The 20,861-nt window shown below is 73.4% G+C and carries 20 protein-coding genes and 2 pseudogenes; 12 read left to right on the top strand and 10 right to left on the bottom strand.

Translation table 11 applies throughout. From position 1 onward, the window contains the following. Positions 1-56: 56 nt before the first annotated feature. Both ACZ6ZT_RS07655 and ACZ6ZT_RS07650 read left to right on the top strand, forming a co-directional pair. Positions 57-635, top strand: a complete 579-nt coding sequence (locus ACZ6ZT_RS07655) for a TetR/AcrR family transcriptional regulator (RefSeq protein WP_469716479.1) — start codon at positions 57-59, stop codon at positions 633-635. Between the two features lie 61 nt (positions 636-696). Next, on the top strand, positions 697-1,410 hold the full coding sequence (locus ACZ6ZT_RS07650; protein WP_469716477.1) for a carbon-nitrogen hydrolase family protein: 714 nt from the start codon (positions 697-699) through the stop codon (positions 1,408-1,410). Between the two features lie 12 nt (positions 1,411-1,422). On the opposite strand, the gene ACZ6ZT_RS07645 is transcribed toward ACZ6ZT_RS07650, so the two are convergent. The 3 genes from ACZ6ZT_RS07645 to ACZ6ZT_RS07635 all read right to left on the bottom strand — a co-directional run bounded on the left by ACZ6ZT_RS07645 (position 1,423) and on the right by ACZ6ZT_RS07635 (position 3,871). Next, the gene (locus tag ACZ6ZT_RS07645; RefSeq protein WP_469716475.1) at positions 1,423-2,262 is read right to left on the bottom strand and encodes an EI24 domain-containing protein; all 840 of its coding nucleotides are present in this window, start codon (positions 2,260-2,262) and stop codon (positions 1,423-1,425) included. 96 nt (positions 2,263-2,358) lie between these two features. Then, positions 2,359-2,784, bottom strand: coding sequence for an organic hydroperoxide resistance protein (locus tag ACZ6ZT_RS07640; protein WP_469716473.1), 426 nt, complete (start codon positions 2,782-2,784; stop codon positions 2,359-2,361). A gap of 64 nt (positions 2,785-2,848) precedes the next feature. After that, complete coding sequence (locus ACZ6ZT_RS07635) at positions 2,849-3,871, bottom strand: NADP-dependent oxidoreductase (protein ID WP_469716470.1); 1,023 nt, start codon at positions 3,869-3,871, stop codon at positions 2,849-2,851. Between the two features lie 111 nt (positions 3,872-3,982). Here ACZ6ZT_RS07635 and ACZ6ZT_RS07630 point away from each other — a divergent pair, with 111 nt between their 5' ends. Next, entirely contained in the window at positions 3,983-4,405 is a 423-nt protein-coding gene (locus ACZ6ZT_RS07630; RefSeq protein WP_469716468.1) for a MarR family winged helix-turn-helix transcriptional regulator, read from the top strand. Positions 4,406-4,450: 45 nt separating this feature from the next. Here ACZ6ZT_RS07630 and ACZ6ZT_RS07625 read toward each other — a convergent pair whose 3' ends face one another. Next, entirely contained in the window at positions 4,451-5,320 is an 870-nt protein-coding gene (locus ACZ6ZT_RS07625) for an SCO2400 family protein (protein ID WP_469716466.1), read from the bottom strand. A gap of 78 nt (positions 5,321-5,398) precedes the next feature. On the opposite strand from ACZ6ZT_RS07625, the gene ACZ6ZT_RS07620 reads away from it, so the two are divergent. Then, positions 5,399-5,986, top strand: coding sequence for a hypothetical protein (locus ACZ6ZT_RS07620; protein ID WP_469716465.1), 588 nt, complete (start codon positions 5,399-5,401; stop codon positions 5,984-5,986). 11 nt (positions 5,987-5,997) lie between these two features. Here ACZ6ZT_RS07620 and ACZ6ZT_RS07615 read toward each other — a convergent pair whose 3' ends face one another. Further along, positions 5,998-6,672, bottom strand: a complete 675-nt coding sequence (locus ACZ6ZT_RS07615; RefSeq protein ID WP_469716598.1) for an esterase/lipase family protein — start codon at positions 6,670-6,672, stop codon at positions 5,998-6,000. A 244-nt stretch (positions 6,673-6,916) separates the two neighbouring features. Here ACZ6ZT_RS07615 and ACZ6ZT_RS07610 point away from each other — a divergent pair, with 244 nt between their 5' ends. From ACZ6ZT_RS07610 to ACZ6ZT_RS07600, 3 genes are all read left to right on the top strand, one after another. Then, a complete protein-coding gene (locus ACZ6ZT_RS07610; RefSeq protein WP_469716463.1) occupies positions 6,917-7,954 on the top strand; it encodes a rod shape-determining protein in 1,038 nt (345 codons plus the stop codon). Beyond that, entirely contained in the window at positions 7,951-9,531 is a 1,581-nt protein-coding gene (locus tag ACZ6ZT_RS07605) for a sensor histidine kinase (RefSeq protein ID WP_469716461.1), read from the top strand. Before ACZ6ZT_RS07610 ends, ACZ6ZT_RS07605 begins: the two co-directional genes overlap by 4 nt. A gap of 269 nt (positions 9,532-9,800) precedes the next feature. Further along, complete coding sequence (locus ACZ6ZT_RS07600; protein ID WP_469716459.1) at positions 9,801-11,156, top strand: carboxyl transferase domain-containing protein; 1,356 nt, start codon at positions 9,801-9,803, stop codon at positions 11,154-11,156. Positions 11,157-11,173: 17 nt separating this feature from the next. On the opposite strand, the gene ACZ6ZT_RS07595 is transcribed toward ACZ6ZT_RS07600, so the two are convergent. After that, positions 11,174-12,427 (bottom strand): MFS transporter, encoded by a 1,254-nt coding sequence (locus tag ACZ6ZT_RS07595; RefSeq protein ID WP_469716457.1) that lies wholly within the window; start codon positions 12,425-12,427, stop codon positions 11,174-11,176. 265 nt (positions 12,428-12,692) lie between these two features. Between ACZ6ZT_RS07595 and ACZ6ZT_RS07590 the strand changes: the two genes are divergently transcribed. Further along, positions 12,693-13,853, top strand: coding sequence for a carboxylate-amine ligase (locus ACZ6ZT_RS07590; RefSeq protein WP_469716455.1), 1,161 nt, complete (start codon positions 12,693-12,695; stop codon positions 13,851-13,853). A gap of 77 nt (positions 13,854-13,930) precedes the next feature. On the opposite strand, the gene ACZ6ZT_RS07585 is transcribed toward ACZ6ZT_RS07590, so the two are convergent. Continuing rightward, on the bottom strand, positions 13,931-14,128 hold the full coding sequence (locus tag ACZ6ZT_RS07585) for a PucR family transcriptional regulator (protein ID WP_469716453.1): 198 nt from the start codon (positions 14,126-14,128) through the stop codon (positions 13,931-13,933). Positions 14,129-14,367: 239 nt separating this feature from the next. Further along, positions 14,368-14,472 (bottom strand): annotated as a pseudogene (locus ACZ6ZT_RS07580) (hypothetical protein); the annotation flags it as partial. A gap of 59 nt (positions 14,473-14,531) precedes the next feature. Here ACZ6ZT_RS07580 and ACZ6ZT_RS07575 point away from each other — a divergent pair. The 4 genes and pseudogenes from ACZ6ZT_RS07575 to ACZ6ZT_RS07560 form a co-directional block, all read left to right on the top strand. After that, positions 14,532-16,732 (top strand): annotated as a pseudogene (locus ACZ6ZT_RS07575) (ATP-dependent Clp protease ATP-binding subunit); the annotation flags it as partial. Next, positions 16,729-17,187 (top strand): thioredoxin, encoded by a 459-nt coding sequence (gene trxA, locus ACZ6ZT_RS07570; protein WP_469716451.1) that lies wholly within the window; start codon positions 16,729-16,731, stop codon positions 17,185-17,187. The pseudogene ACZ6ZT_RS07575 and the gene trxA, both read left to right, overlap by 4 nt. Before the next feature lie 5 nt (positions 17,188-17,192). Beyond that, positions 17,193-17,456: a UBP-type zinc finger domain-containing protein gene (locus ACZ6ZT_RS07565; protein ID WP_469716449.1), complete on the top strand. Its 264-nt coding sequence runs from the start codon at positions 17,193-17,195 to the stop codon at positions 17,454-17,456. Next, entirely contained in the window at positions 17,456-19,237 is a 1,782-nt protein-coding gene (locus ACZ6ZT_RS07560; RefSeq protein ID WP_469716447.1) for an FAD-dependent oxidoreductase, read from the top strand. Before ACZ6ZT_RS07565 ends, ACZ6ZT_RS07560 begins: the two co-directional genes overlap by 1 nt. A 503-nt stretch (positions 19,238-19,740) precedes the next feature. On the opposite strand, the gene ACZ6ZT_RS07555 is transcribed toward ACZ6ZT_RS07560, so the two are convergent. Continuing rightward, positions 19,741-20,424, bottom strand: a complete 684-nt coding sequence (locus ACZ6ZT_RS07555; RefSeq protein ID WP_469716445.1) for a hypothetical protein — start codon at positions 20,422-20,424, stop codon at positions 19,741-19,743. A gap of 64 nt (positions 20,425-20,488) precedes the next feature. Next, on the bottom strand, positions 20,489-20,788 hold the full coding sequence (locus tag ACZ6ZT_RS07550; RefSeq protein ID WP_469716444.1) for a hypothetical protein: 300 nt from the start codon (positions 20,786-20,788) through the stop codon (positions 20,489-20,491). Between the last annotated feature and the right edge of the window lie 73 nt (positions 20,789-20,861).

Here is a 20,861-nt window from a genome sequence, read left to right as displayed (position 1 = left end):
ATATCCCTATGTCGTACGGTCCTCGTGGCGGGTACGAACGGAAGGGGTGCCGGGCGATGGCCAGGGCGAAGAGCGAGGAACGGCGCGGGGAGATCGTCCGCGCGGCCGTCGAGGTGATCGCGGAACGCGGCTACCGGGGTGCGTCGCTGGGCTCCGTCGCCGAGCGCGTCGGCCTCACCCAGCAGGGCCTGCTGCACTACTTCCCCACCAAGGAGGCCCTCCTGGTGGCCGTGCTGGAGGAACGCGACCGCTGGGACACCGGCGGCGGCTCGCGCGCCGCCGCCGACAGCTGGCGCCTGGACCTGCTGGACTCGCTGGTCGAGTACAACGCCATGCGGCCCGGCATCGTGCAGACCTTCTCGGCGCTGCTCGGCGAGAGCGTCACCGACGGCCACCCGGCACGGCGGTTCTTCACCGAGCGGTACGCCCAGGTCCGCGGGGAGATGGCCGCGGTGCTGCGCGCCGAGTTCGGCGAGCGGCTCCCCTCCGGCCTCACCCCGGAGCAGGCCGCCCCGCTGCTGACGGCGGTGATGGACGGCCTCCAGTACCAGTGGCTGCTCGACCCCGACGCGGTGGACATGCCCGCCGCCTTCCGCGCCTTCCTCACCCTCCTGCGCGGCGGCCCGGCCGCCTGAGCCCTGCTGCGGGCCGACCCCCGCGGCGGTCCCGGGCGGGGCCGCCGGCACCCTGGACGGCATGAAGATCGCCGCCGCGCAGCTCACCTGCGTCCCCGCCGACGTCACCGCCAATGCCGGCCGGGCCGCCGCCCTGGCCGTACGGGCCCGCGACGAGGGCGCCGAGCTGGTGGTGTTCCCCGAGCTGACGCTCACCGGCTACGAGATGGACGCCCTGACCGCCGACCCCGGGCTGTGGCTGGACGGCGCCGACGACCCCCGGCTGGACCCGGTCCGCTCCGCCGGGACCGCCACCGCCGTCAACGCCGCCCTGCGCACCGGGGGGCCGCTGCCCGCGCTCGCGACCCTGGTGTACGACGCGGACGGCGGGCACGTGACGACGTACGCGAAGCAGCACCTCTACCAGCACGAACAGGACGTCTTCACCCCGGGCACGGCCGACGGGCGCTTCGAGCTCGGGGGCATCCGCTTCTCGCTCGGGATCTGCTTCGACCACCACTTCCCGGAGCTGACCGGCCGGGCCGCCGCCGACGGCTGCCGGGTGCACCTGGCGAGCACCCTGTACGGCACCGGCGACGGGATCGCCGAGCGGGCGAGCGTGTACCCCGGGATCGCGCGGGAGCACGGCCTCTACGTGGTCCTCGCCAACCACACCGGGCCCGCGGGCCCCTGGACGGGCTGCGGCCGCTCGGCGGTGTGGGCCCCCGGCGGGGCACTGCTGGCGGAGGCCGACGCCACCACGACGGGCGTGGTCACGGCCGAAGTGGGCGTCTGAGGAACCCGGGCGCTACGGGAACGCGGGCGGCGGCGGACCGAATCCGGCAGCGGGGGCCGGGGCGGGCTCCTGCGCCGCCCCCGCACCCTCCCCGGCGTTCCCGGCGCCCTCGGCGTCCTCCCCCGTCAGGTTCCGCGCCATCAGCGTCGCCCCCGCCACGGCGCCCGGCATCAGGAAGACCGCGACCAGCGGGATCAGGAACACCAGCACCAGCGGCACCCCGAAGCCGAGCGCCAGCGCACGCCGTCCGCGCAGCAGCGCCAGCTGCTCGTCCAGGTCGACCCGGCGGCGCTGGAGGGCGACGGAGGTGAGCTCCTGGGTGAGGAAGAAGCCGGAGACGCAGAACCCGATGGCCGGGACGACGGTCTGCCCGACGACCGGGATGAATCCGAGGGCGAACAGCAGGACCCCGTACAGCAGCACCCGCACCAGCAGCCGCAGGCTGTCGCGGGCGGAGATCCACAGGTCCGCCCAGAGCGAGCGCCCCGACTCGGGGACCTCGCCGCCCTCACTGCGGTCGACCTGCTCCGAGAGGGACTCGTAGAAGGGCTGGCCCACGAGCAGGGTCACGGCGGTGAAGGTGATCACCGTCAGGAAGAGCCCGAGGGAGACGACCAGCGCGGTCAGCAGCCCGCGGAAGAGGCCGAGCCAGGGTGAGGACCAGCCGGAGGCGAAGGGCGTGGCCCAGGCGGTGAAGTCGTCGGCGCCGGCGAAGAGGGCGGCCAGCGCGGCCGCGTACAGCAGCAGCGAGACCAGGCCGGGCAACAGGCCGAAGCCGAGCCAGCGGCCGTTCCGGAACACCCATCGCTGTCCGGCCAACAGGTACCGGAATCCCCCCGCAAGATCACGCATAAGGCCAGTTTAAACGGCGAAGGCCGCACCCCCCGGGGGGTGCGGCCTCCACTGTGACGCGGTGAGCGCTCAGGGCGCTCGGAGCTCTCCGGGCGGTCAGGCGACGGCGAGCTCGACCGTGATGTTGCCGCGGGTGGCCTTGGAGTACGGGCAGATCTGGTCGGCCTGCTCGACCAGGTCCTTCGCGGTGGCGGCGTCCACGGTCGGGATCGAGGCCGTCAGCTTGACGATGATGCCGAAGCCCTCGTCGTTCTTGCCGATGCCGACCTCGGCGGTCACGGTGGAACCGGCGACGTCGATCCCGGCGTTGCGGGCCGCGACGCTGAGGGCGCCCTGGAAGCAGGCGCTGTAGCCGGCGGCGAACAGCTGCTCCGGGTTGGTGCCCGCACCGCTGCCGCCGAGCTCCTTCGGCGGGTTCACGACGACGTCGAGCTTCCCGTCGTCGGTGGCGACGCGGCCGTCACGGCCGTTCTCGGCGGTGGCGACAGCGGTGTACGCGACGTCGGACTGCGTGATGGACATGAAGAAGATCCTCCAGATGAATCGCCGCGATGCGCGCCCACGATCGCGACGGTGTGGAGTGAGCCTAACCGGTGAAGGAAACGATCATCTTCCCGGTGTTGTCCCCGCGCAGCATCCCGAGGAAGGCGTCGGTGGCGTTCTCGACGCCCTCGACGACGGTCTCGTCGTAGCGCAGCTCGCCGGAGGACAGCCAGCCGGCCACGTCCTTGACGAACTGCTCCTGGAGCCCGGCGTGGTCGCCGACCAGGATGCCCTGGAGGCGCAGGCGCTTGCCGATGACCATCATCAGGTTGCGCGGGCCGGGGGTGGGCTCGGTGTCGTTGTAGCCGGCGATGGCCCCGCACAGGGTGGCGCGGCCGTGCACGTTGAGGGCGGAGATGGCCGCTTCGAGGTGGTCGCCGCCGACGTTGTCGAAGTAGACGTCGATGCCCTCGGGCGCGGCGGCGGGCAGCTGCTCGGCGACGGGGCCCTTCTTGTAGTTGAAGGCGGCGTCGAAGCCGTACTTCTCGGTGAGCAGCGCCACCTTCTCGTCGGAGCCGGCGGAGCCGATCACCCGGGAGGCGCCCTTGATCTTCGCGAACTGGCCGACGAGGCTGCCGACGGCACCGGCCGCGCCGGAGACGAACACGGCGTCGCCCTCCTTGAAGGAGGCCACCTCGAAGAGTCCGGCGTAGGCGGTCAGGCCCGGCATGCCGAGGACGCCGAGGTAGGCGGAGAGCGGGGCGAGGGAGGCGTCGACCTTGGTGGCGTACTTCGCGTCCAGGTCGGCGCACTCGCGCCAGCCGAGGTGGTGCAGGACGTGGTCGCCGACCGCGAAGCCCTCGGCGGCGGAGGCGACGACCTCGCCGACCGCACCGCCCTGCATCGGCTCGTCGAGCTGGAAGGGCGGGATGTAGGACTTGGTGTCGTTCATCCGGCCGCGCATGTAGGGGTCCACGGACATGTGGAGGTTGCGCACCAGGATCCGGCCGGGGGCGGGCTCGGCGGAGACGGGGGCCTCGCGCAGGGCGAAGTCCTCGGCGACCGGCCAGCCCTGCGGACGGCGGACGAGGTGCCACTCGCGGCTGACGGCGGGAATCTGAGACATGCGGAACTCCTGGGGCGAGGGAAGCCGTACGGGACGACATTTACTTCACTAGCTGAAACAACCATGCGCCTGGATATTTCATGTTGTCAAGTAAATGGGTACGCTGGATGCATGCCCAGTCGTCGCGCAGACCCAGTGACCTTCGAGGTCGTCGAACTCATCGGCGACGTCGTGGCCCGCTACCACACGGAGTACGAGGACGCGGCCGCCAGCCACCAGCTCACCGGCGCCCAGGCGCGGGTGCTGACGCTGCTGTCGATGGAGCCGCTCCCCATGCGCCGCATCGCGCAGAAGCTGCGCTGCGAGCCCTCGAACGTGACCGGGATAGTCGACCGGCTGGAGACCCGCGGCCTGGTCGAACGGCGTCCGGACCCGGCCGACCGCCGGGTGAAGCTGGCCGCCCCCACCGAGGAGGGGCTGCAGACGGCGGAGCGGCTGCGCGAGTCGCTGGACTTCGCGCGCGAACCGCTGGCCGGGCTGTCCGCCCAGGAGCGCACCTCGCTGCGGGATCTGCTCCGGCGCATGCTGGCCTGAGCAGGCGGCTCAGACGGCGCAGGTGACCCTAGCGACCCAGGCGGCTCAGGAGCAGCCGAAGATCCAGAACCTGCAGGTCTTGCTCGGCTTCGGGGTGGGCGTGGGGGTGGGCGCCGGAGCGGGCTTCGTCGCCGTCGGCTTCGGGGGCTGACCGGGCGGCTGCGCCGTACCGGTGGGACCGGGCGCGGGCTGTCCCGGCTTCGACGGCTGTACGGATGCCCCCTCGCCGGAAGCACTCCGCGACGGCTCCGCCACCCCCGATGCGGAGGCGCTCGCGCCCTCCCCCGGCTGCGCGGACCCGCTCGGCCCACCCGACGCCCCGGCCGTCTTCGCCGCCCCGGCGGCGGCCTTCGCCGACGGCGGTGCCGAGGGGGCCGCGGGCGCGCCGCCCAGGCTGGGCAGCGGATCCGGCCGCTCGGGCCCCGCGTCGTCGGTCAGCACGACCTCGGCGGCCCGGCCCGTGCCCTCGTCGTCCGTCACGATCCGGGCCACCGCGATCGAGCCCCCGGTGGCGAGCAGCAGCCCCAGGCCGACCCCCAGCACGGTCCGGCGGCCCCGGCGCCGGTTCACGGCCCGGCGGCGGTTCCCGGCGCGGCCCGGGTGCGGCGCGGACAGCAGCACGAGCGAGTCGTCGTACGCCTCCGCCGGTTCCGGGGGCCCCGCCAGGTCCGCCGGCCCCGCCAGGCCCGTCGGCCCCGTGAGGTCCGGCGCCCCCGGCAGGTCCGCCGGCTCCGTCGGCCCGGGCCACGCGGGGTGCTGGGGCCGCGCGTACTGCGGCGGCTGCGCGTACTGCGGCGGCTGCGGCTCGGCGGGGCCGGGCGGCGCGGCGGGCAGCAGGTACTCGGCCGGGGTTCCGCACCCGGCGCAGGCGAGTGCGCCGTTGAGGTGCCTGCGGCAGGCGGGGCAGTAGTTCATGGCGTCCGCAGGCTACGTGCTGATCGGCAACGCTCGTATTCCGGGAACGTAAGGATCCTGTGTGGAATCGTGACCTCCATGCCCGCCATGTCCGCCATGCCCCCGACACCCGGTTCCTTCGGCCCCGCCGCCTTCCAGCTGGTGCTGCTGCGCCGCATGGCGGACTTCCAGCCGGACCTCGCCGAGGCGGCCCGGCTGCGCCTGGGCGCCACCCTCGCGGAGCAGCGGGAGGCCAACCGGCGCTGGCAGGCGATGGTCCGCTCGCCCCGCGCGCGCGGGACCCTGGCCCGCTACCGGTCGGTGCTCGGCCCGCCGGAGTCGGCTTCCCGGCGCACGATCGGGGACCTGGAGTGCGAGGCCCTGCTGTGGCCGCTGCCGCTCTGGCCGGAGCTGCGCTTCGAGGTGCTGGCCGCGCCCGGCGGGGCGGTGTGGAACGAGTGGCTGGTCCGGTCCCCGGGCGCGCCGGGCCCCGTACTGGAGACGGCCGCCGACCTGCGGCCCTGGTCGGCGACGGTGGACGAGGTGGCCCGCGCCTACGCGCCGGCCCGGCCGATGGAGGGCACCGCGCCGACGCGCTGGCGGCTGGCGTTCACCGCGTCGGGGCGGCCGCTGGTGGCGGAGTTCACGTACGGCCTGCTCCAGCGGGTGCAGGAGGCGGGGGCCTGACGCGGGGGGGCTTAGGAGGCCAGGAAGGCGCGGACGCCGGCCGAGGTGGCGTCGTCGCCGAGCAGGTCGTTGTGCTTCAGGCAGCCGACCGGGGTGTTGAGGGCGCCGGTGAGCGGGACGCTGTCGTCGGGGTTGACCACCTCGTCGCAGGACGACCAGAACGTCGCGTACTTCACCGCGCCCGGGGTCTCGTCCCCGGCGGCGAGGTTCTTCACCACGTACGACCCCGGGGTCATGTCCCGGCACGCCTGGTCCCACAGGGCGCAGGCCCAGGCGGTGGAGGTGCCGTGGTTGGGGCCGGCCAGGGAGACCCAGTGGTCCACGGCCGCCGCGCCGCCGCCGAACTTGACGTACCAGCGGCTGACGAGCGAGCCGAAGGAGTGGCCGACGAGGTCGACCCGGGCCGCGCCGGTCTGCCGGCGAACCTGGTCCACGTAGGCCGCGAGCCGTCCGGAGAGCACCTCGTTGACGGACTGGTGGGTGTCGTAGCCGAAGGAGAAGAGCTCCGCGTCCGTGTACCCGTCGGCCTTCAGGTCCTCGCGCAGGGACCCCCAGACGCCCGGGTCGGCGTTGTAGCCGTGGACGAGGACCACGGGGACGCGCGGCGCCGACGCGACGGACGGGGCGCCGGCGGCGTGGGCGGGGAGGGGCAGGAGAAGGGCGGGGCACAGGGCCAGGAGGGTCATGATCTTCTGGCGGAGCGTCAGCACGGAGACCCCTTTACCTCGTTACGCACGAGTAGCGCGGATGGTGCGCGCATCGTCGTGCCTCTCGGTACAGAAATCCACCCTCGTGCAGCACCTCGCGCCCCCTGCGGCACACCCCACCCGGGCTATCCCAACGGGCGGAATGCCCCGTTCACCCGAGAAGATATGAATTGCGACCGGCGCCCGCCGGTCTCTTGCGTCAGCGCACTCGGGAGGATCTGCCGTGACCGTCAGTCTTGAGCAGTTGCGCCGCTGCCACGTCGCCGTCGACCTGGGAGCCGCCAGGACCCGTGTCTACGTCAAGGGCGCCGGACTGGTCGTGGACGAGCCCAGTGCCGCCGCGGTGAACACGCGCACCGGCGCGCTCATCGCCGTCGGCACCTTCGCCGAACGGATGACCGGCCGCACACCCGACTACATCCGGGTCGTACGGCCCGTCACCGGCGGCACCGTCGTCGACATCGAGATGGCCCAGCGGATGCTGCGTCACCTGCTCGGCGAGAAGCTGCGGCGCGCCCTGCGCCGCAAGCCCCGGCTGCGGGCCGCCGCCTGCACCCCGCACGACGCCGACCCGCTCGCGCAGCGGGCGACGGTGGAGACCCTGGTCGGGCTCGGCGCCCGGCGCGTCGAGCTGGTCGACACCCTGATCGCGGCGGCCGTCGGCTGCGGCCTGCCCGTGGAGCAGCCGACCGCGACGATGATCATGGTGTGCGGGGCGGCGGCCACCCAGGTGGCGGTCCTCTCCCTCGGCTCGATCGTCACCGCCGAGCGCATCCCGATCGGTGGCGAGGCCATCGACCACGCCGTGGTCCAGCACCTGCGGCACGCCCACGCGCTGATGCTGCCGAGCCAGGCCGTCCGGCCGCTCCAGGTGGCGCTGCACGGCAACGGCATCACCGCCGAGGGCCCCGCGTCGACCCTGATCCACGGCCGTGACGTCGCCACCGGACTGGCCCGCTCCGTCCACGTGGACACCGCCGCCGTCCGCGACGCGATCCACACCCCGCTGACGGCCGTGATCGACGGCATCGGCAAGATCCTGCGCGACTGCCCGCCGGACCTGGTCGCAGACCTGACCGACCGGGGGATCATGATGGTGGGCGGCAGCGCCCTGCTGCCGGGGCTGGACCAGATGCTGCGGGACGCGACCGGAATGCCCGTGGCCATCGCGGAACGGCCGGACGTGTGCGCCGTGATGGGTCTCGGCGCGATGCTCGAAGGGAAGATCGCCCCGATGGTCCTCAACCCCCTGACCGAATGACGCCGGACGCACCCGGCCGGAGCCCGGCGCCCCAGGCGGCGGAACCCGCCCGCCTCCCCGTCCTCCTGGAGGCGGTCCTCAGCGTCGGCTCCGAGCTGGAGCTCCACGCCACCCTCCAGCACCTCGTGGACTCGGCCGCGGAGCTGTGCTCGGCCCGCTACGGCGCGCTCGGGGTCGTCGACCCCGAGCGCGCCCGGCTGACCCGGCTGTTCACCACCGGCATGAGCGACGCCGAACGGGCCGCGATCCCCCGCCTGCCCGACGGCCGCACCGGCCTGCTCGGCGCCCTCGTCACCGACCCCCGGCCGCTCGTGCTGGACGACCTGACGACGGACCCCCGCTCGGCGGGCTTCCCGCCCGGCCACCCGCCCATGCGCAGCTTCCTGGGCGTCCCGATCCGGGTGCACACCGAGGTGTTCGGGAACCTGTACCTCACCGAGAAGGCCGGCGGCGGCACCTTCACGGAGGAGGACCTCGCGCTGGTCCGCGTCCTGGCCTCGCAGGCGGGCATCGCGATCGGCAACGCCCGGCTGTACGGGACCGCCCGCCGCCGGGAGCGCTGGATCGAGGGCGCCGCCGCCGTGACCACCGCCCTGCTGGCGGGCCGTCCGGCCGCGGACGCCCTGAAGTGCGTGGCCGAACGCGCCAGGTTGCTCGCGGACGCGGCGGCGGGGGTGGTGCTCCAGCCGACCCCGGAGGGCGGCATGGAGATCGTGGCCGCCTCCACGCACGGCGACCCCGGCGACCTGATCGGCACCGCGATCGCCCCCGGCTCCCCGGTCCTGGTCCAACTGCTCGGCGGGGAGCCGGTCTTCATAGAGGACTCGGCGACGGACCCGCGGATGACCACGCACGTGCGGGAACGGTTCGGCCCCAGCATGATGCTGCCACTGCAGAGCGGCGGCCAGCTGATCGGCACCCTGGCCCTGCCGCGCGAGCGGGGCGGTCCCCCGTACGACGCGGTGGACCGGCTGCTGGCCTCCCAGTTCGCCTCGCAGGCCGCACTGGCGCTGGTCCTGGCCGACGCCCAGCACGACCGCGAACAGCTCGCGGTGTACGAGGACCGCGACCGGATCGCGCGGGACCTGCACGACCTGGTGGTACAGCGGCTGTTCGCGACGGAGATGATGCTGGAGAGCACCCGCCGCCGGGCCGAGAACGCGCCGGCCGGGGACACCGTGGGGGACGAGCTGAGCCGCGCCGTCGACGAGCTGGACTCCACCATCCAGGAGGTCCGCACCGCCATCTTCGCCCTCCAGCAGCCCCCGACCGACGCCCCGACGACCTTCCGGGGGCGGGTGCTGCGCGAGACCGGCGGGGCGGCGGTGCCGCTGGGCTTCCAGCCGTCGGTGCACTTCACCGGGCCGGTGGACGCCCTGCTCCGGGAGCCCGTGGCGACCGACCTCCTCTCGGCCCTGCGCGGCGCCCTGGCCGCCGCCCACCGCCGCAGCGGCGTCACCGCGATCGAGGTCCACATCACCGCCACCCCCACCCGAGCCCACCTCACCGTCAGGGACGACGCCCACACCCCCGCCTCCCCCACGGGCACGACCACTACATGGGAGGCCCCGCTCTGAACAACGCCACACCGGCCCACCACATCCACACCCTCCAGCCCCACCGACCCCCTCCAGCCCGGCTGGCACCTTCTAGCCCCGCCGGCCCCATCCAGCTGCGCCGCACCCGCCCACCCACATCCGCACCCAGCCCCACCGACCTCCTCCAGCCCCGCCGGCGTTTGAGGCGCGGGGGTCCGGGGGCGGAGCCCCCGGCAACGGCGCCGCACCAGCCCGTCCCGCCCCAGAAGGCACTCGCAGGCGGCCACCCCACCGCCTAGGGTGACCGGGTGACGACCCGCCTCTCGGCCCGCGCCGCCCTCACCGCCCTCACCGACCCCGGCAGCTTCACCGAACTCCCCGCCCCGCCACGGGAGTCCCCCGAGAACGGCCCCCTCGGCTGGACCGGCTACGACGCCTCCCGTGCCCGCGCCGCGACCCGCACCGGCGAGCGGGAGTCCGTCGTCACCGGCACCGCCCGCGTCGGGGGCCGCGAAGCCACCGTGATCGCCTTCGAGTTCGGCTTCCTCGGCGGTTCGCTCGGCGAAGCCACCGGCGACCGCCTCGAAGCCGCGTACGCCCACGCCCGGACGCACCGCCTCCCCCTGGTCTCCCTGATCGCCACCGGCGGCTCCCGCATGCAGGAGGGCATGCTCGCGCTGAGCCAGCTCCAGCGCGTGGCCCGCCAGTGCGTGCTGACCCGCGCCGCCGGCCTCCCGCAGATCGCCGTCCTGCGCGACCCCACCACCGGCGGCGGCTGGGCCACCCTGGGCGCGGGCGCCGACGTGGTGCTGGCGCTGCCCGGGGCGCAGGTCGGCTTCGCCGGGTCCCGGGTGCGCCCGGCCGACGCGGACCCGGCCGCCTACACCGCCGAGGGCCAGTACGCGGCCGGGCACGTCGACGCCGTCGTGCCCGCGGCGGAGCTCCCGGCCGTGCTCGGGGACTGGCTCCGCGTCCTCGCCGCGCCCCGCGCCACCGCACCCGTGGAGCCCCCGCCCGCGCTGGCCGACGTAACGCCCCCGAAGACCGGCTGGGACGCCGTCCGGCAGGCCCGGCACCCCGGCCGCCCGCGGGCCGAGGCGTACCTGGAGGCGTACTTCGAGCTGCGCCTGCCCCTGCGCGGGGACCGGGCCGGCGCCGCCGACCCCGGTGTGCTGTGCGGGATCGGCCTCCACGAGGGCCGGGCGGTCGCGTACGCCGCCCAGTGCGGCACCGCCACCCGCCCGGCGGGCTACCGTACGGCGGCCCGCGTGATCCGCCTCGCGGACCGGCTCGGCATCCCGGTGCTCACCCTGGTCGACACCCCCGGCGCGGCCAACGACGCCGCCGCCGAACACGCGGGCGCCGGCCCGGCCATCGCCGACGCCTTCGCGGCGCTCGCGGCGGCCACGGTCCCGCTGACCACCCTCCTCATCGGCGAGGGCGGCTCCGGCGGGGCGCTCGCCCTGGCCGCGCCCGGCAACACCTGGGTCACCCCGGACAGCTACTTCTCCGTCATCGCCCCCGAACTGGCGGCGGCCATCCTCAAGCGCCCCGCCGACCAGGCCCCCGCCACCGCCGACCAGCTGCGCGTCCGCCCCCAGGACCTGGTGGCCCTGGGCGTGGCGCGGGGCGTGGTCGGCCCGGCCCGGGCCGAGGCGCCCTAGGGCAATACAGCGGCGGCCTACGCCTGCGGCGACCGCGCGTCGTACCGCGCGAAGGCCCGCCAGCGCAGGGCGAGCAGGCCCAGCACCAGTACGCAGCCCAGGCCGCCCCCGGTGATCGCGACGGCCGGGGAGGTCAGGTCGGCGACGGTCCCGGCCAGGAAGTCCCCGAGCCGGGGGCCGCCCGCGACGACCACGATGAACACGCCCTGGAGCCGGCCCCGCATCGCGTCCGGGGTCGCCGCCTGGAGCATGGTCGAACGAAACACCATCGAGACGGTGTCGGCGGCACCGGCCAGGGCGAGGAACAGCAGCCCGAGCCACAGGTTCCGGGTCAGCCCGAAGACGGCGACGGCCAGCCCCCACCCGGCGACGGAGAGCAGGATGGCCAGCCCGTGCCGCCGGATCCGCCCCTGCCAGCCGGAGAACAGCCCACCGAGCAGCGCCCCCACGGCGGGGGCGGCCACCAGCAGGCCGACCGTCTTGGCGTCGCCCCCGTACCAGAGCACGGCGATGGCCGGGAACAGCGCCTTCGGCTGGGCCAGCACCATGGCGGCGAGGTCGGAGAAGAAGGTCATCCGGACGTTGGGCCGGGTCCCGAGGAAGCGCAGCCCGTCCAGCACCGAGGCCCGCCCCCGGCGCCCCTCCGGCAGCATCGAGGGCAGCCTCCACATGGCATACAGGGCAGCGACGAAGGTCACCGCGTCGATCAGGTACGCCGCCTGGTACCCCCACCAGCCGACGATGAGGCCGCCGAGCACCGGCCCGGCCATCATCCCGGAGGTCATGGTGACGGAGTTCAGCGCGTTGGCGGCGGGCAGCTGCTCGGCGGGCAGCAGCCTCGGGATCATGGCCGACCGGGCGGGCCCGTTCAGCGCCCCGCAGACCGCCTGGAGCGCGACGACGGTGTACAGCAGCCAGACCCGGTGGTAGTCGAGCAGCGCGGCGGCGGCCAGCCCGACGGAGAGCACGGTGAGGCCGGTCGCGCTGTAGAGGCCGAGCTTGCGCCGGTCCACGGTGTCGGCGATGGCCCCGCCGTACAGGCCGAAGGCGACGAGCGGGACGAGCGAGAAGAGGCCGACCAGCCCGACCGAGAAGCTGGAGCCGGTGATCGCGTAGACCTGGAGGGAGATCGCCAGGGCGGTCATCGCCTGGCCCATCCAGGAAATGGTGCCGCCGACCCACAGCCGCCGGTAATGGGCGGAGGTGCGCAGCGGGGTCAGGTCGGCGAATATGCGGCGTCGGGGGCGCGGGGGCGAGGCGGTACCGGTCACAGCGGATGATAACCGGCGCCCGGTGGGCCGCCCCTGGAGAGCCGGTCGCGCGCGCTCACCCACCCGCACCGTCCTCCCCACCGGGACCCGGGGCCCCACGGCCGGGTCCGGCTTGCCGGTAACCCGCCATTATCACCGGGGATTTGTCCGAATCGGCGTACCCGTCCGGCCTCCCGATCGGCTCATGATGAAAGACTCGTATGTCCAGGGAGGCGTAGTGATCGAACCTGGCAACAGCACCACGAGCACCAGTGACACCGGCCACATGAGCCCCACCAGTCTCACCAGCCCGGCGGGCGACAGCAGCCCGCGCGCCCTGAGCGGTGTCACCACCCCCCTCACGGTCGGCGTCGAGGAGGAGTTCCTCCTCGTGGACGCCGACACCCTGCGGGTCGTCCCGGCCGCACCCCTCGTCCTCGCCACCGTCGCGGGGTTCCCCGAGCAGGTGCACGCCGAAGGGACCCGCTACCAGGTGGAGATATCCACCCCGGTCGCCGACTCGGCGGCCACCCTGCGCGCGGAGCTCGCCACCCTGCGGCGCACCCTCGCCGCGGCGGCCCGCGCACACGGCTGCCGGCTGCTGGCCGCCCCGTCGCCCGTCGTGGCGGTACCGGGGCCGCTGCACCTGACCGACGACGAGCCCCGCCAGCGCGAACAGCACCGGCGGTTCGGCGCCCTGACCGACACCCTGGTCAGCTGCGGCCGCCACATCCACATCGGCACCCTCGACGTGGACACGGCGGTGGCCGTGTCGAACCGGGTCAGACCATGGCTGCCCACGCTGATCGCGCTGGCCGCCAACTCCCCCTTCTGGAACGGCCGTGACACCGGCCACTCCAGCTGGCGGGCCATGGCCTGGTCGGGCTGGCCCTCGGCGGGCCCGCCCCCGCACTTCACGTCCACGGCCCACTTCCGGCGCTCGGTGCAGACCCTGCTCGGCTCGGGGGCGGCCCTGGACACCAAGATGGTCTACTGGGACCTCCGTCCGTCCGGGCACTGGCCCACGCTGGAAATCCGGGCACCCGACATGTCCCCCGACATCGACACGGCCGTCCTGCAGGCCGAGCTGGGCCGCGCCCTGGTGGCCACGGCCCTGCGGGAGATCGCGGAGCAGCGGCCCGATCCGCCCGTACGGGACGAGGTGCTGCGCCTCGCGCGCTGGCGGGCGGCGCACGACGGGCTGGAGGGGTTCGGCCTGGACCCGTACACGGGCGCCGAACTCCCGGCGGCCGACCTGGCGGAGGCCCTGCTCGACCTGGTCGCCCCGGAACTGGCTGCGTACGGAGACCTCGACCACGCGGCGAAGACCCTGGGCGGCCTGCTCCGCGACGGCTCGGGCGCCCACCGCCAACGCCGGGCCTACGCCCGCCGCCAGAGCTTCCGGGACGTCCTGCGTCAGGCGGCGGACGAAACGGAGGACTGCTGACCCTTCCGCCACGGACCCGCCCCGCACGCGCCGAGGACGTCGCGCCGGGGCGGGTGCCGGGACGGGCGCCGTCTTCCTCAGCCGCCCAGCATGACCTTCCACACCCGTGTCGCCACCTGGAGGCTGAGCCGGGTGTCCACGTCCGCGAGGTCGTGGCCGCCGATCTCGCGGATGCGCTGGAGCCGGTAGCGCAGGGTGCTGCGGTGGACGGCCAGCGTGGTGGCGGTCTCGTCGTAGTTGCCCCCGCAGTCGAAGTAGTGGGAGAGGGTCTCCACCAGCCGCGTGCCGTGCTGTGCGTCGTAGTCGATGAGGCTGCCGAGCCACTCCCGGACGAACGCCTCCAGTTCGCGGTGGTCGCTGCCGGGGCCGAGGATCCGGTACAGGCCGAGGTCGTCGAAGAACGTCGCCCCGTCCCGCTGGCGCGATTGCCGGCGGACCTCCAGCGCGCGCAGCGCTCCTGGTAGCGGCGCGGGATGCCCGCGGGGGATTCGCTGCGGCGGCTCACCCCGATCGCCCCGGCGCGGGTCCCGAGCTCGCGGGCCAGCGCCGCGTGCAGCACGTCGCCGTTCGGCTTCACCTCGGTCAGCAGCACCACCTGGCCGCCACGCCGCGTCGCCATGGCCCGGACCCCCACCGTCGCCGCCGCGTGTTCGACGGCCCGGGTGAAGGAGACGTCCGCTACGCGGCAACCAGCGCGTCACCTCCGCCAACCCGGAAGTGGCGTACGAGGCCTTGAGAAGTACGGCCGCGACCTGGTCGCCGAGGCCCGGCAGGGCAAGCTCGACCCGGTCATCGGCCGGGACTCCGAGATCCGCCGCGTCACCCAGATCCTCAGCCGCAAGTCCAAGAACAACCCCGTCCTCATCGGCGACCCCGGTGTCGGCAAGACCGCCATCGTCGAGGGCCTGGCCCAGCGCATCGTGCGCGGCGACGTACCGGAAGGCCTGCGCGAGAAGACGGTGTTCGCCCTCGACATGGGCTCGCTCGTGGCCGGCGCGAAATACCGCGGCGAGTTCGAGGAACGCCTCAAGGCCGTACTGAGCGAGGTGAAGGCCGCGGAGGGACGGATCCTGCTCTTCGTCGACGAGCTGCACACCGTCGTCGGCGCCGGCGCCGCCGAGGGGGCCATGGACGCGGGCAACATGCTCAAGCCGATGCTGGCCCGTGGTGAGCTGCACATGATCGGTGCGACCACGCTGGACGAGTACCGGCGGCACATCGAGAAGGACGCCGCGCTCGAACGCCGCTTCCAGCAGGTGCTGGTCGGCGAGCCGAGCGTGGAGGACACCATCTCGATCCTGCGCGGCCTGCGCGAGCGCCTGGAGGTCTTCCACGGCGTCAAGATCCAGGACACGGCGCTGGTCGCGGCGGCGACCCTGTCGCACCGCTACATCACCGACCGCTTCCTCCCCGACAAGGCCATCGACCTCGTCGACGAGGCGTGCGCCCGGCTGCGTACCGAGATCGACTCGATGCCCGCCGAACTCGACGAGATCACCCGCCGGGTGACCCGCCTGGAGATCGAGGAGGCGGCCCTGTCCAAGGAGAGCGATCCCGCCAGCAGGACCCGCCTGGAGGAACTGCGCAGGGAACTCGCCGACCTGCGGGCCGAGGCCGACGCCAAGCACGCCCAGTGGGACGCCGAACGGCAGGCCATCCGCCGCGTGCAGGACCTGCGCCAGGAACTGGAACAGGTCCGCATCGAGGCGGAGGAGGCCGAGCGTGCCTACGACCTCAACCGCGCCGCCGAACTCCGCTACGGCCGCCTGCGGGACCTGGAGCGCCGGCTGGCCGCCGAAGAGGAGCAGCTGACCGCGAAGCAGGGCCAGAACCGGCTGCTGCGCGAGGTCGTCACCGAGGAGGAGATCGCCGAGATCGTGGCCGCCTGGACCGGTATCCCCGTCTCCCGCCTCCAGGAGGGCGAGCGGGAGAAGCTGCTGCGCCTGGACGAGATCCTGCGCGAGCGGGTCATCGGCCAGGACGAGGCGGTCCGCCTGGTGGCCGACGCCATCATCCGGGCCCGCTCCGGCATCCGCGACCCGCGGCGGCCCATCGGTTCGTTCATCTTCCTCGGCCCCACCGGCGTGGGGAAGACCGAGCTGGCCAAGACCCTCGCCCGGGCCCTGTTCGACTCCGAGGACAACATGGTCCGCCTCGACATGAGCGAGTACCAGGAGCGTCACACCGTCAGCCGTCTGATGGGCGCGCCGCCCGGATACGTCGGCTACGAGGAGGGCGGCCAGCTCACCGAGGCCGTGCGCCGCAAGCCCTACTCGGTCGTGCTGTTCGACGAGGTCGAGAAGGCGCACACCGACGTCTTCAACACCCTGCTGCAGATCCTCGACGACGGCCGCATCACCGATGCCCAGGGCCGCACCGTCGACTTCCGCAACACCGTGATCATCATGACGTCCAACATCGGCTCCCAGCACCTCCTCGACGGCGCCACCGCCGAGGGCGAGATCAAACCGGACGCCCGGGCGCTGGTGGTGGGCGAACTGCGCGGCCACTTCCGCCCGGAGTTCCTCAACCGGGTCGACGACATCGTGCTGTTCAAGCCGCTGGGCGAGACCCAGATCGAGCGGATCGTGGAGCTGCAGTTCGACGAACTGCGCAGCCGGCTCGCCGAGCGCCGCATCACCGTCGAACTCACCGACACCGCCCGGGAGTTCATCGCCCACCAGGGCTACGACCCGGTCTACGGGGCGCGCCCGCTGCGCCGCTACATCTCCCACGAGGTCGAAACGCTCGTCGGCAGGGCCCTGCTGCGCGGCGACGTCCAGGACGGCGCCACCGTCCGCGTGGACGCCCGGCAGCAGGAACTGGTCGTCACCTACGAGCCGGCCGAGCCCGCCGGGGAGGAGGCGGAGGCGGCATGAGCACCCCGCACACGACGACCGTCCACTGTCCGCACTGCGGCCGCGGCAACCGGGTTCCCGCGGCCGCCGCGGGCCGCCCCCGGTGCGGCAACTGCAAGCAGCCGCTGCCCTGGGTCGTGGACGCGGGCGACGACGACTTCGCCGAGGTCGTCGAGGAAGCCACCGTGCCCGTCGTGGTCGACCTGTGGGCGACCTGGTGCGGCCCCTGCCGCATGGTCAGTCCGGCGCTGGAGCAGGTCGCCACCGAACTCGCCGGCCGGATCAAACTGGCCAAGGTCGACATCGACAAGAACCCCCGGCTCGCGCAGCGGTTCGAGGTCCAGGCGGTGCCCACGCTCCTGGTCCTCGACCGGGGACGGACCGTCGCCCGGCAGGCGGGAGCCGCGCCCGCACCCGCCCTGCGCCGCTGGGTGGAACAGTCCCTCACAGGCCGGCAACCGGCCACGGAAGGGTGATCCCGATGACGGTACACACCGACCCCCACCTCGCCCTCGTACACCCCGTCAGCCCGCGCACCCTCGACGGATGCGAGGAATGCCTGCGGCTCGGCTCCCCGTGGGTCCACCTCAGGCTCTGCCTGACCTGCGGACGCGTCGGCTGCTGCGACTCCTCCCCGAACCGGCACGCACGCGGTCACGCCGCCGCCGACGGCCACCCGATCGTGGCGTCGATGGAACCCGGCGAGGACTGGCGGTGGTGTTTCGTCCACGAGGCGTTGGTGTGATGTCCGGCGACGGCGCGCGACCGCGCGAGGACCCGGCCCCGGCGGAGCCGGAGGAGCTCACGCCCTTGGAGACTCCGGACCTGTACGGCGCCTACCCGCGCCTCTCCGACGACCAGATAGCCCGCCTGGCCGAGCACGGCGACCGGCGCGAGGTGTGCCCGGGCGACGTGCTGATCCGCGAGGGCGAGCGGTGCGAGACGTTCTTCGTCGTCCTCAGCGGCTCCGCCGCGATCGTCGAGGACCACGGCACACCCGAGGAGCACGTGCTCCGCGTGCACGGCCCCGGCCGATTCCTCGGCGAGCTCGGCCTCCTGCACGGACAGGTGGCCTTCTACACCGCCGTCGCCAGAGAAGGGGGAGAGGTCCTCGTCCTCTCCGTGGACCAGCTGCGCCGCCTGGTCACCCGGGACCCCGTCCTGGGCGATCTCGTCCTGCGCGCCTGCCTGGGCCGCCGGGCCCTGCTGGTCGGCCAGGGGGCCGGCTTCCGCATCATCGGCTCGCGCTACTCCCCCGACACCCGGCGGCTGCGGGAGTTCGCCGCCCGGAACCGGCTGCCCCACCGCTGGGTCGACCTGGAGACGGACGAGGAGGCCGAGGCGCTGCTGCGCCGCTTCGGCGTCGGGCCGCAGGACACCCCCCTCGTCATCTGGCGCGACACCACCCTGCTGCGCAATCCCGGCAACGCCGAGCTCGCCCGGCTGATCGGTCTGCCCCGGCTGGCGGCGTCGAACGGCGGGGGCGACCTCCTCGTCGTGGGCTCCGGGCCGGCCGGTCTCGCCGCCGCGGTGCACGCCGCCTCCGAAGGCCTGGGCACCACCGTCGTGGAGGCGGTCGCCACCGGCGGCCAGGCCGGGACGTCGTCGCGCATCGACAACTGCTTCGGCTTCCCCTCCGGCATCTCCGGCGCCGAACTCACCGAACGCGGAGTGCTCCAGGCGACCAAGTTCGGCGCCGGGATCAGCGTCCCGGCGGAGGCCACCCGCCTCGAACCCCGCGACGACCACTACGCCGTGAGCTTCGCCGACGGCACGGAGATCACCGCCCGCGCCGTCATCCTGGCCACCGGCGCCCACTACCGCCGGCTCACCATTCCCGGCATCGAACGCCTGGAGGGAACCAGCGTCCACTACTCGGCGACCCTGTACGAGGCCCAGCAATGCCGCACCGACCCCGTCGCCGTGGTCGGCGGCGGCAACTCCGCCGGGCAGGCGGTCCTCTTCCTCGCCGGGTACGCGCCCAAGGTGTACCTGCTGGTACGCGGAGCGGACCTCGGTGCCCACATGTCCCGCTACCTGATCGACCAGGTCGAACGGCATCCGCGGATCGAGACGCTGCTGCACACGGAGGCCTCCGAAGTCATCGGCGCCGAGGTGCTGGAGGCGGTCGAGGTGGCGGACAACCGCACGGGGAGCCGCCGCCGTCTCGCCGTACGGGCCCTGTTCGTCTTCACCGGCGCGGACCCCGACACCGGCTGGCTGTCCGGCACCCTCGCGCTCGACGCCCGCGGCTTCGTCCTCACCGGAGCCGAGGCCCAGGCCTGCTCGGCCCCGGGAGTATGGGAGGCCCGGGGCCGCGACTGCCTGACCCTGGAGACCAGCCTGCCCGGCGTCTTCGCGGCCGGCGACATCCGCAGCGGCTCGGTGAAACGGGTCGCGTCGGCGGCGGGTGAGGGCACGATGGCCGTCCACTTCATCCACCGCTACCTCGGGCACACCGTCACCGCCGGCAACACCGACGACTCCCCGCGAACCCGCCCCAAGGAGTCCGCATGGCTCGCATGACCGGCCGGCACGCCTTACACAGGTAAGGCCATGAACGACGACCCGCGCCGACGACCCGCGCCCCCATGAAAACGCCAAAGCCGCAGGCGAGATCGTTTCTTCACCTGCGGCTCGCAGTGGGGCGGGTGGGACTCGAACCCACGGCCGACGGATTATGAGTCCTCTCGGGATCTTGGCGGCCCTTGCACATCAATGCCTATCCGTGACGTTCTTGCAGGTCAGGAGGCATGTGACGTGCCTGTCCACTCCGGCCTTTGCCAGCCTCTTCCTGCCCTTGTGTCCCCTTGGCGTCCCCTTACGGTCCTCGCGCGGGGCCCCGCGCGTCCCAAACTCGCATAGCCCACGGTCAGGGACAGGGCTGCAACTTGCGAGCAGCGGATTCAGCTTCCAACGCGCAGAGGCTCCACCCCCGCAGTTCCTGGGGGTGGAGCCTCATGGCCTGTTCGGCCTCACGTCGCGGCCAGACTATCCCGGACGGGGCCGGCCTGGCGAGCGCCTTCGGCTCAGCTGGAGCTGGGCGCGGCGGGTACCTGGCGGCGGGACCTTCGGGATCGGACCGAGGTCTTCTTCGCTTCTTCGGTCGCCGATTCCGGCCCTTCATCTTCGGCCGCGTCGGGCCCAGCTGCGGGCTCGCTGCCCGCCGTCGGTTCATCGGTGGACGCCGTGATGGGCTCCTCCGGCCCAGGGCCGGGGGCAGCTTCGGTGGGCGGCTCCGTCTGCGAGTCCTCGCCTGTCGGGCCTTCGTCGGCGTTGCGGCTGCGGATGTCCTGCTCGGCGATGGCGTTGGCGAGGGCGTTATCGAAGGCGTCCTCCCAGGGGCGGTGGCCTACGTAGTGGGGCTTGAACTCGAAGGCGGGAAGGAGGTCGTTGGTGAGCTTCTCAAGGATGAGGTCCGCGGGATCGGCATCCTCGGCGTCGATGAGGGAGATGGCGGCGTGGTAGAGGCGACCCTTGAGCAGGCCGAGGCGGGGCGGTTCGCCTTCGCCGGCGGGCCTGGTGTTGCCGATGATCCACAGCTGGACGAAGGCGCCGCCGAAAATGGGGCGGAAGCCCAGGGCGCGGCCGTCCGGGTATTCCATCTCGGCGGCCCCGTTGGCGAAGTTTGCGTTGCGAAGGGTGAATCCGATGCCGAGGGCGTTGCCGATGGTTTCGGCGACCTGCCTCGTGGCGTCGTCATTGATGAGCATTCGGTCTCCAAGAGGTCATGCAGACGGGGCCGCCCCGGGGGTGGGGCGGGCCCGCCGGATGGGGTTAGAGCTCGGGGTGGGTGCTGGTCTGGTTGCCGAACCAGAAGTCGATGTAGTCGTCGACGGTGCCGGTGAAGCGGCTGGCGGGGGCATTGCGTCCGTAGGTGACGGCGAGGGTGTCGATGAGGCCGGTGATGGGGTGGACGATCGTGAGGTGCATGGTGACGTCGCCGTCGCGGTTGGGCGTGAGGTGGGCCTTGACGCGGCGGGCGTCGTCGTCGCGGGGGGTGATGAGGATGCTGTCGCCGATGATCGTGTAGCTGTCGGCCTGGATCTGGACGGCGATGGCCTGGTTGCGGTTCATGGTGTTCCCTCCCTTTTGTTGCTTATATTCTATATGCATTCCTGGGTGGCACAAGAACGTGCCTCAAGAGGTT

It is taken from the genome of Streptomyces sp. NPDC102258 (genome assembly GCF_055584685.1).
The sequence above is the reverse complement of the archived record's forward strand: the minus strand, read 5'-3'. Positions and strand labels throughout refer to the sequence as shown.

Excerpts from the sequence above, each read along its gene's own strand:
- ACZ6ZT_RS07640 (WP_469716473.1), bottom strand. The coding sequence starts at position 2,784 with ATGTCCATCACGCAGTCCGACGTCGCGTACACCGCTGTCGCCACCGCC.
- ACZ6ZT_RS07645 (WP_469716475.1), bottom strand. The coding sequence starts at position 2,262 with ATGCGTGATCTTGCGGGGGGATTCCGGTACCTGTTGGCCGGACAGCGA.
- ACZ6ZT_RS07630 (WP_469716468.1), top strand. The coding sequence starts at position 3,983 with ATGCCCAGTCGTCGCGCAGACCCAGTGACCTTCGAGGTCGTCGAACTC.
- ACZ6ZT_RS07615 (WP_469716598.1), bottom strand. The coding sequence starts at position 6,672 with ATGACCCTCCTGGCCCTGTGCCCCGCCCTTCTCCTGCCCCTCCCCGCC.
- ACZ6ZT_RS07655 (WP_469716479.1), top strand. The coding sequence starts at position 57 with ATGGCCAGGGCGAAGAGCGAGGAACGGCGCGGGGAGATCGTCCGCGCG.
- ACZ6ZT_RS07650 (WP_469716477.1), top strand. The coding sequence starts at position 697 with ATGAAGATCGCCGCCGCGCAGCTCACCTGCGTCCCCGCCGACGTCACC.
- ACZ6ZT_RS07550 (WP_469716444.1), bottom strand. The coding sequence starts at position 20,788 with ATGAACCGCAACCAGGCCATCGCCGTCCAGATCCAGGCCGACAGCTAC.
- ACZ6ZT_RS07605 (WP_469716461.1), top strand. The coding sequence starts at position 7,951 with ATGACGCCGGACGCACCCGGCCGGAGCCCGGCGCCCCAGGCGGCGGAA.
- ACZ6ZT_RS07560 (WP_469716447.1), top strand. The coding sequence starts at position 17,456 with ATGTCCGGCGACGGCGCGCGACCGCGCGAGGACCCGGCCCCGGCGGAG.
- ACZ6ZT_RS07565 (WP_469716449.1), top strand. The coding sequence starts at position 17,193 with ATGACGGTACACACCGACCCCCACCTCGCCCTCGTACACCCCGTCAGC.
- trxA (WP_469716451.1), top strand. The coding sequence starts at position 16,729 with ATGAGCACCCCGCACACGACGACCGTCCACTGTCCGCACTGCGGCCGC.
- ACZ6ZT_RS07625 (WP_469716466.1), bottom strand. The coding sequence starts at position 5,320 with ATGAACTACTGCCCCGCCTGCCGCAGGCACCTCAACGGCGCACTCGCC.
- ACZ6ZT_RS07555 (WP_469716445.1), bottom strand. The coding sequence starts at position 20,424 with ATGCTCATCAATGACGACGCCACGAGGCAGGTCGCCGAAACCATCGGC.
- ACZ6ZT_RS07620 (WP_469716465.1), top strand. The coding sequence starts at position 5,399 with ATGCCCGCCATGTCCGCCATGCCCCCGACACCCGGTTCCTTCGGCCCC.
- ACZ6ZT_RS07590 (WP_469716455.1), top strand. The coding sequence starts at position 12,693 with ATGAGCCCCACCAGTCTCACCAGCCCGGCGGGCGACAGCAGCCCGCGC.
- ACZ6ZT_RS07635 (WP_469716470.1), bottom strand. The coding sequence starts at position 3,871 with ATGTCTCAGATTCCCGCCGTCAGCCGCGAGTGGCACCTCGTCCGCCGT.